Source organism: Nocardia sp. MH4, assembly GCF_019266065.1.
GTDB lineage: Bacteria > Actinomycetota > Actinomycetes > Mycobacteriales > Mycobacteriaceae > Nocardia > Nocardia canadensis.
Genome location: NZ_LPNR01000062.1, coordinates 26865 through 35734 on the forward strand (window position 1 = coordinate 26865; position 8870 = coordinate 35734).

At 70.5% G+C, this 8870-nt stretch carries 7 protein-coding genes; 1 reads left to right on the forward strand and 6 read right to left on the reverse strand.

Annotated elements, in window-relative coordinates; genetic code table 11:
- The first annotated feature begins 422 nt into the window (after positions 1–422).
- Complete coding sequence (locus ATM97_RS04955) at positions 423–1094, forward strand: hypothetical protein (protein ID WP_255587072.1); 672 nt, start codon at positions 423–425, stop codon at positions 1092–1094.
- Between the two features lie 70 nt (positions 1095–1164).
- Here ATM97_RS04955 and ATM97_RS04960 read toward each other — a convergent pair whose 3' ends face one another.
- The 6 genes from ATM97_RS04960 to ATM97_RS04985 all read right to left on the reverse strand — a co-directional run.
- A complete protein-coding gene (locus ATM97_RS04960; protein ID WP_218716742.1) occupies positions 1165–2019 on the reverse strand; it encodes an NRDE family protein in 855 nt (284 codons plus the stop codon).
- Between the two features lie 89 nt (positions 2020–2108).
- Entirely contained in the window at positions 2109–3371 is a 1263-nt protein-coding gene (locus ATM97_RS04965; protein ID WP_374104828.1) for a S1 family peptidase, read from the reverse strand.
- 155 nt (positions 3372–3526) lie between these two features.
- Positions 3527–4888 carry a S1 family peptidase gene (locus ATM97_RS04970; RefSeq protein WP_218716743.1) on the reverse strand — a complete coding sequence of 454 codons (1362 nt, stop codon included), beginning with the start codon at positions 4886–4888 and terminating at the stop codon, positions 3527–3529.
- A 118-nt stretch (positions 4889–5006) separates the two neighbouring features.
- Positions 5007–6113: a hypothetical protein gene (locus ATM97_RS04975; protein WP_218716744.1), complete on the reverse strand. Its 1107-nt coding sequence runs from the start codon at positions 6111–6113 to the stop codon at positions 5007–5009.
- Positions 6114–6155: 42 nt separating this feature from the next.
- Positions 6156–8486, reverse strand: coding sequence for a LuxR C-terminal-related transcriptional regulator (locus ATM97_RS04980; protein ID WP_255587073.1), 2331 nt, complete (start codon positions 8484–8486; stop codon positions 6156–6158).
- 160 nt (positions 8487–8646) lie between these two features.
- Positions 8647–8870: hypothetical protein (locus ATM97_RS04985; protein ID WP_218716746.1), on the reverse strand; the 224-nt coding region annotated here is incomplete at its 5' end.

The window sequence follows — 8870 nt, forward strand, 5'->3', positions numbered from 1 at the left end:
AACTACCGGTGTCCACCGTAGGATCGGCATTTGTGCTCTGACCTTGTTTACTGCGGCTTGACCTGGGTTTTGCTTGTGAGCAATATCACATAAATGTTTGCCGGAAGGTTCCCAGGGCTGCTGGTGAACACCGTAAACCGTGCGTGATCTGCGACGGAGCTAAGGACAGGCTTACTCCGGTCGGTGAGATTCGTTCTGGCCTCATGGGTTTCAGTCCATTAGGCTCCAGCTGTTCTGTCTGCTGTGCCGGTCTTCACACTGCTCGGGGAGAAGTAAGGGACACCTCACGGTGTGTCTCTGCTTGACGAGTCTCGCGTGTCGCGGATCGCACGCCGCACCACACCTGATGGATTGGAACCCGAATGAACTTCCGTAGGACCACTGCGGCAGCCGCCTTGGTTATCGGTGCTATGACCGTGTCCATGGGCACCTCGCATGCTGAAGAGGCCCCGCAGGACATCAAGTACTCGGTGAAGCTGGTCGACAAGACCGTCGTCGCCACCCTCCAGAACGGCACCTTCTCGATCGTCGAGCAGGCGGGCGAGACCCCGGAGGCTCCCAAGACCAAGGTCGCCGAGATCAAGGACAGTCGGGGGGCTGTCGTGATCTCGCTGCCGATCGATTACGCGATCAACGGCGTCGACATCCCGATGAAGACCGAGGTCGCCAAGGACAGCAAGGTCCTGTCGCTGACCCCGGAGAAGCCCGCCGGTGTCGAGATCGGTCAGGAGACCGTCGTCCCGCAGCCGGTTCTCAAGGGCACCGAGATCGCCTCGGTCCAGGAGAACCAGAAGGCGATCAACGACTTCTCCAGCAAGTTCAGCATCGGCACCGCGATCGGTACCTTCGTCGGCACCGCCATCGGCGCCATCGTCGGTTGTGGCCTCGGCCTGATCGCCGTGCTCGCCGGCTGCGTCGTCGGCCTGCCGCTGGGCGCCACCATCGGCGGCATCCTCGGCATGATCGCCATCGGCGGCCCGACCATGGCGGTCGCCGGTTTCGAGCTCCTGCAGGTGCTGCAGGCGGCCCCGAACACCTCGGTGTGGGCCGACAAGCCCACCCAGGCGGCTTCGGCTCCGGCGCCGGGTAACTGATCCCGCACCGCTCGAGCAGCGTTACCGCGAAGGCCCCGCTCCGATTCGGAGCGGGGCCTTCCGCGTTTTCTCAATCCGGCAACAGTACCCCGGACACCGATTCCGCACCGCCGGCGACGCCGTGGCGGCCGAAGGTGCGCTCGGCCATGGTGTAGCGACCGTCCTCCCGGATCAGCAGCACCGTGCTCGCCCGGGTGCCGTGCAGATCATGGGCGATGAAGCGGGCGGAGACGGCGCGCTCCAGCGCCAACGGGACGCCGGTGTCCGGGAGTCGATCATCGGGTGCCTCGGTGCGGTCGGCGAGCAGGGCGAAGTAGTCGTCGACGGAATCCGGTGCGGTGGCGACGATGTCGCGCAGACCGCGTAGGCCGCTGCCGACCTTCGGCCACAGCGGTGGTGCGCCGACGCCGACGACCGTGGGGTCGGCCTGGGGACGACTGTGGACAGATCCGGGCACCGTCGCCACATGAGCGGCATTGGACAGCCCGTGCAGACCCGGCGCCAGCTCGGTGGGACCGACACCGCTGCGATTCGACTGCCACCACAGGCTGCGGAGATCGCTGGTCAGCAGGTTGTAGCCGACATAGGTATCGGGCGCGGCGTCCGCGACCCCGGACAGATACTCGGGTGGACTGTGCGCGCCGCGCAGGTAGTCCATCAGCAGGGCGCCGCGCGAGCGGGGGTGGGCGGGCGTGTCGCGCGGATCGCGGACATTGGTGATCGTCGCGAAGCGAGCCTCGTCGGTGCGCAGGCCGAGCCAGGTGCCCACCGCGATCGCGCCCAGGTCGCGACCGGCCAGCAGCGACGGCTCCTCCGGCCAGTAGCGCAGCGACTCGGTGGCACGGGTGTAGAACTCGTCCCGGTTGGCGGCCACGATCAGCCGATACTCGGGGTGCGCTCGCCAAGCGAGCAGAACCAGACACATGACCCCAGCATGCCCTGGACACCGAAAAGGCCGGTAGCGCACTGCTACCGGCCTCTTCTGGCTGCTCTGTGCCTGCGGTGGGACCGCGATCAGTTGGTGCGGACCGCCAGACCCGGGTTGTCCGACAGGACGACGCTCAGCGGCTGCGCGAACAGCTGCGGGACGTCACCGGTGATCGCGCCGATGATGTTCGGGATCTCGCAGATCGGGTAGTCGGCGACCGACGACGCGCTGGAGATGCCCAGGGCCAGGCGGCCGGTCACGATCGCGCCACCCGAGTCACCGGGCAGGGCGCAGATGTTGGCCGAGAAACTCTGGGTGAGCTGACGATCGCCGACCTGCACGGTCTGGTCGACGCCGTTGATGATGCCGCAGCTGAAGCCGGTGCGCGCACCCGACTTGCAGACCGGCGCGCCGACCACCGGGGTGGCCACGCCGTCGACCGCGATCGGGGCGTTGCCCGGCACGCGGACCAGGTTGTTCTCGAAGCGGGCGCGAGCGTTGTCGTTGACCCGGATGATCGAGTAGTCCTGCTCGCCGAGCACCGACTTCTGGAAGGTGCCCAGCTGGGCGCCCGCGCGGTCACCGTTGAGCTCGTAGACGGCGGCGGCGTTGCCGGTACCGGCCGAGCCGATGTCGGGGTTGCAGTGGCCCGCCGAGATGTTGATGACGTTGCCCGCGCGGTCGGTGCCGTTGAAGCCCAGCGAGCAGCGCAGCGAGCTGCGGCCGACCACCGAGGCGTAGGCGTCGCCGCCGGCCAGCGCGCCGTTGCCGTCGCCGGCCACCGGGGTGGCCGAGAGGTCGACACGCTCGCCGGCCACCGGCGGCGCGGTGACGACGACGCGGGACGGGTCGATGAAGCTCGGCAGCGGCAGACCGGCCTGCTCCACGCGCACCGCGATCGCGTTGTTCACGGTGTCGATGACGACGCCACGAACCAGGTTGGCGACCTCCGGCGGCGCGGCGGCCAGCCAGTTCTCGAACGCGGTCTTCTCGCCACGCAGCGCGGACTCGCTCTTGGCGACGTTGCGGACCTCGAAACCGGCCGACTGGGCGGCCTCACGGGCCTGATCGGCGCCGGGACCGGACGCGAGCGCGACGACGGCGTTACCGGCGTCGTTGAGCCAGGCGCCGGCGAAGGCCTGCGGGAACTGGCGCTGCGCGGTGGTGGAGAACGCGGCGACCTGCTGCGCGACATCGGCGCGGCGCAGGTACTCGTCGGGGGAGATCTTCAGATCGCGCGTGACCGCCTCGATCAGCTGAGCGGGCAGGTCGGCGGCCGGCGCGGGCTGCGCGTCGGCGACTGCCATCGTGGGGCCGAACAGCAGAATCGCCGCCGAAGCGGCGATCACGGACTTCCGAGCTCTTCTCGAGCTTCGCGCGGACGGGGTGCGACCCATACGTGGCAGGAGCATGATCGAACTATATGGGCTGGAGCGGGTTATGCCTACTCGGACCGGGCAAGAGATTTCGCTCACCCGGTCCGGTCCGGCGATTCGTTGTGAGGTCAGCCCGCGTTCGGCTTGGTGCGCACGGCGATCCCGCTACCGAGTCCCCCGCCCGAGGTGGCTTCGATATCGGTCAGGATCGGCCGGATCGGCACGCCGAGCGAGGCGGTGCCGCCGTACGGGGCCAGCTGGGTGTTGGCCTCGGTGCAGTTGGGCGCCTCGGCGGCGTTGGAGCCGCTGGTGATGCCCAGTGCCAGGGTGCCGGTGACGATCGCGCCGCCGCTGTCGCCGCCCAGGGTGCAGGCGCTGCTGGCGAAGCCGCGGATGGTCTTGCTGACGCCCTCGGCGGTGAACAGCTGGGTCTCCACATGGTCCGCCGAGACGAAACCACAGGTGAAGGTCGAGGACTGGCCGGTCTTGCAGACCGGGGCGCCGGTGACCGGTTCGGCGGTGCCGGTGATGGTCAGCGACGTCCCGTTCGCGCCGCGCACCCGCGGCTGGTCCATGCCCGCGTTGATCGCGCGCTCGTTCAGCTTGATCACCGAGTAGTCCAGCGCGGCGGGTCCGCCGAGCACGGCCTTGGCGAACGCGCCGACCTCGGGACTGTTCGGGATGTCGCGCACGTTCGGCACGTAGACCGGCGCGGTGCCGCCGTTGTCGACGTTCGGGTTGCAGTGGCCCGCCGAGATGTTGAGCGCGTTGCCCGCGGCGTCGGTGCTGTTGAAACCGAACGAGCACACGTCGACGCCGCGCAGCGTCGTGTCGTGCAGGTCCTTGGTCGCGGTGATGTAGGTGTCGCCGCCCATCGGCTTGTACTCGACCGGACCGCCGCCGCCGGGGGAGAGCACCACCTTGATGGTGGCGATCAGGGTCGGCAGGTTCAGCAGGTGGCCGGGGCCGGTGTTGGCGATGTTGAGTACCAGCTGGCTGTTGAGCGCGTCGATGGCGATGGAGCTGATCGGTGCGGAGATCTCGCGCGGCAGGCTCGCGATCCACTGGGCCAGTTGCACCAGCGCGCCCTCCAGGCCGCCGGCCGAGATCGGGGCGAGGTGGGTCTGGTAGCCGTCGGCCGCGGCGATCTTGCCCGCCTCGGCGTTGGTGACGGCGATGACGGCCTTGCCTTCCGGCGTCATCCAGGCACCGGCGAAGGTGTCGGGGTTCTCGGCGCGGAAATCGCTGGCGTAGTCACGCAGCTGCTGGGCGCGGGCGGCACGGTCGAGGTATTCGGTCGGGGTCATCCCGAGGTCGCGCGAGAGGGCGGTCACCAGCTCGGCGGGTAAGGCGTCGGCCGAAAGCTGAAGGGGCGCTGATGGTTCCGCGGTCGCGATGCCGGGGCCGAACAGAGGTGCCAGGAGAACAGTCGCGGCGAAACCGGCGGAGGCTGCCTTGACTGCGGCGCGACGCGCCACCAACTTGCGCATGAAATCCCTTCGTCGGCACGAGTGATCGAGAACACCGCCGGCGGCTGTGATGTCGATCAGCGCATCACTCTAGGGCACGGGCGCGCGAAGGGCGCGGTTACCGTACCCCCGCACCGGATCAGTTGTAGCCGGGAATCCGCATGGGCGAGGGCAGATACCCCGGCGGGTACGTCTGGAACGGCAGCAGCGGGCGCGTCGTGCTGCGGCCGGGCGGGGTCGAGGTGGGCGACGGCGTCGGCTCCGGTGTGGTCGTCGGCGGCGCTTCGGTGCTGGTCGAGGGCTCCGGCTCGGGTTCGGGCGTCGTGGTGACGACCGGTGCCCGCGTGGTCGACTCGACGACCGGCGGCGGTGGCGGGGGCAGCTGGGGCGTCGGCGTCACCGTCAGCGATTCCGGGCTCGCGTCGGAGATCGGCGGCGGCGCGGTCGTCTCGCTACCGCGCAGCACCACCGACACCGCGACGCCGCCGAGCAGCAAGCCGATCAGCGCGGCGACCGCGATCAGCAGGGGCGTGCGGCTGCGCCGGGGTTCCCGCGGCTCCACCACCACGACCGGCATGGCCGAGGTCGGGGTGGCCAGCGCCTTCGTCGGCTGCGCCGTCACCGGCATCGCCGCCGAGTAGGCCTGCGCGGTCGCCGCCGGCCGGGCCAGCGCGGGCATCACGTCGGTGACGACGAGGGAGTTCTCGGTGACGATCGGATCGGGCGGCGTCGCGCCCGCCGGGGTCGCCAGCACCGCGACCAGCGCGGCCTCGGCGGCGGCGGTGGCGAACGAGCGGCCGGGATCGACGCCCTCGGCGGGCGGGGGCAGTTCGTCCTCGCCCAGCAGCGCCACCGACTTCAGGCCCAGATAGTCCAGCGCCTCACGCACGCCGCGCACCACCTCGGGGGTCCACTGCGCCGGATGCGTCGCGTAGAACTCGGCGGGGCCGCTGAGGTGCTCGGTGGTGAGATCGATGAGGCAGAACATCGCCGTCGCCAGCAGGTCCTCGGCGCGGTAGGCCTCGCCACCGTCGACATCGATACCCGCCGGATCGCCGATCGCGCGGACGAAACCGGAGATCGAGTGCGCGTGCCCGGTGGGCGCCGGTCCGCCGAGCGCGGCATCGCCCTCGTCGGACATGTGCAGCAGCGCGTCGCGTTCGACGATTCGCACCGTGCCGTCCTCGGTGACCACCGCGGCGATGCACTCGTCATCGGCGATGCGCAGGCCGACCCCAGTGGCCATCCGGTTTACCTCGCTTCGGGCGTCGACGTCGTCCGCGTCGAGTTACACCAGCAGTGAACCGTGTCCCATGGCGCGGAGCATTGACAATAATTCCGATCGTGAGCGCGCGCCTATCCGGCGTCGGATTCGCGCGACGTGATGCTCCACGGTTTTGGCGGAAATGTACAGCCGTGCGCCGATTTCCCGATAGGTCAGACCGAGCAGCACCAGTTCGGCAACCTCGCGTTCGCGATCGCTGAGCGCGGCCGTGGCAGGGGGCCGCGGGGCGGGCCCGTCCGCACCGTGGGGCAGGGGCTGCACCGCGGGTAGGGGCTGTTCCACCGGCTGGGCCCTGGCGCGAACCGAGCGGGCCAATTTGAGCAGCGTGGTCGCGGTGGCGGAGTCTCCGACGGCCAGCGCGGCCTCACTGGCCAGGCGGGCGGCGTCCCAGGTGAGGCCGAACTCGGCCAGTGCCGACACCGCGGCCTGCACCTCGGCGGCGGCGACCTGGCCGCGCAGCACGAGTACCCACGTGCGGCCCGCGTCGGCCAGCGCGGCGGCCTGCTGGTCGCCTGCCGCCGCGGCGGTCTTGAGCGCGTGGGCGTGGGGGAGCAGATCGCTCGGTGATTCGTCGGCGAGCGCGGCTTGGACGCCGTACCAGTGGAACAGGTTGGTCCAAGCCGGCGCGCGGCCCAATTTGCGTAGGAGTCCGCGTGCCGCGTCGATCAGCGGTTCGATCCGGCGCACATCGCGCAACCGGATGCCGGCCAGCCAGAGCTCGCCGATCGGCAGCAGACTCAGCAGGTCGGCTTCCAGCTCGTCGAACAGCGGGCTGGCGGACTGCCATGCGCGCGAAAGCGCCGCGTGGTCGCCCCCGCGCCGGGCCAGCCCAACGGCGAGCGCGTGGGCGAGCAGCTGATCGCGCGGTTCGAGCGTGGCGATGTCGATCTCGGCGAGGGTGTTCGCGGCGTGTTGCTCGTCGCCGCCGAGCAACGCGGCCCAGGCGGTGAGGACGGGGAGCTGACGGCCCGCCCCCCGGCCCGCCGCCCGGCGCAGCGCGTCGCCCGCCCGGCGCGGCTCGCCGGTTCCCAGGCACAACAGCGTGGCGATCGAGACAGCCGAGCAGGGGAGATATCGATCGTCGGTACCGGTGTTGCCTGCCTGGATAAGTGCGGAAATCGCCGTGGCCGTGCCGGTTCCGTGGGGGTCGAGGGAATCGTGCAGCGCGCCCGCGATGAGCCGCGCGCCCGCGTCGGCCTCGGTCGGCGGCCACAGCTGCGCCGCGGCGGCCATGCGGGTCGCGGCCGCTGTCTCCCCGGCCAGCGTGAGCACTATCGAGGCGGGCGCCCAATCGGCGCCAACGCGATCGGGCCCGAGCCAGTTGTACAACCCGGCCGCGCGGCTCACCAGGCCGCGCCGGGTGAGCACCGCCGCGCAGACGCGCACGGCGGTCACCAGTTCGGTGGCGGAGATGCCGTCCTGGGTGAGCAGCGGCTGGGCCAGCCGCAGAGCGGTGTCGGCGTCGCCTGCCCGCGCGGCGGCCTCGGCCCAGCGCAACGCGATCGACTCGACGGGTGCGCCCGCGGCGGACGCGGCCGCGTAGTAGCGCGCAGGGTGTCCCGATTTCTCCGCGGCGCGACAAAGGAATTCGGCTAGCCGGGGGTCGACCACGCCCGACTCGGCCAGGATCAGCGCCGTGCAGTCGCGCAGCAGTCCAGCGTCGATCCGCGCGGCGAGCAGGCGGCGCTGAACTTCGACGTAGCGTCGATCTCCGAGCAGGATGCGCAGCGGTCCCACCGCGGGGGTGAGCAAGAGGTCGGCGTCGGTGACCAAGGCGCCTGCCCGCGCGCGGTCGATCAGATCGTGGGCGGTGGCGGTGTCTACGCCGAGGACCTCGGTGAGTTCGGTGGCGTCCAGCCCGGTTCCGGTCGCGGCGATCACGAGCGCGTCGAGCAGGTCGGGTTCCGCCGCGTCGAGCATCGATCGCGTCCACGCGGTGATCGCCTCGTCGACGGCCGTCACGCAGGTCTCCAGCGGCGCCGTGCGGGCGGCGGCCAGGGCCGCGACGACTCCACCGGGAATACCTGCCGTGAGCTGATGGATGCGCAGAGCGAGTGGCTGGGACACCGCCACGCCGAGTTCCCTGGCGAACGACGCGGTGTCGCCGCTGCCGAGCGCCCGCAGCTCCACCGTGCGGCCGTGTCGCGACACGATGTCGGACAGGACACGTAGTCGGGGATCGTGTGGGCGCGGTTGGGCGGCGAGCACCACCGAGCGGCGGCCGGATTCGATGGCCGCGCAGAGATTTCGCAGGTCGTTGGAGCTGTATCGATGCACGTTGTCGGCGATCAGGACAGCTCGGTCGGCCGGGTCGTCGCGTACCGAATCCGTCATCGGGATCCCACGCTCGCGCAAATGTGAGCGAACAACGTTGAGCAGCACTGTTTTTCCAGTTCCGGCTCGGCCACGGATCAGCAGCAGCACCGGCTGGTCGTCGGCGGTATCGAGTTCGCGGAGGACGGTTCGCGCGCCGGGGAATGAATCCAAGGCGATATCAGCCACCATTTCCTCCGAGGATCTGGCCTGGCAGCTGCGTGCCCGTTTCGAGGGTTTCGTCCACCGCGCCGCCCACACCGTCGAGCAGGTCGCCCGGGTTCACCTGGATGGGCGGGAGCTGAGGCCGTGTGGGAGCGGGAGCGGGAGCCGGAGCAGGCGCGGGGGCGGGTGCGGGTGCCGGGGCGGGCGCGGGTGCCGGGGCGGGCGCGGGTGCCGGGGCCG

Bases quoted from the DNA above. Each gene is read 5' to 3' on its own strand.
- ATM97_RS04960 (WP_218716742.1), bottom strand. From the start codon at position 2,019: ATGTGTCTGGTTCTGCTCGCTTGGCGAGCGCACCCCGAGTATCGGCTG.
- ATM97_RS04975 (WP_218716744.1), bottom strand. From the start codon at position 6,113: ATGGCCACTGGGGTCGGCCTGCGCATCGCCGATGACGAGTGCATCGCC.
- ATM97_RS04970 (WP_218716743.1), bottom strand. From the start codon at position 4,888: ATGCGCAAGTTGGTGGCGCGTCGCGCCGCAGTCAAGGCAGCCTCCGCC.
- ATM97_RS04955 (WP_255587072.1), top strand. From the start codon at position 423: ATGGGCACCTCGCATGCTGAAGAGGCCCCGCAGGACATCAAGTACTCG.
- ATM97_RS04980 (WP_255587073.1), bottom strand. From the start codon at position 8,486: ATGACGGATTCGGTACGCGACGACCCGGCCGACCGAGCTGTCCTGATC.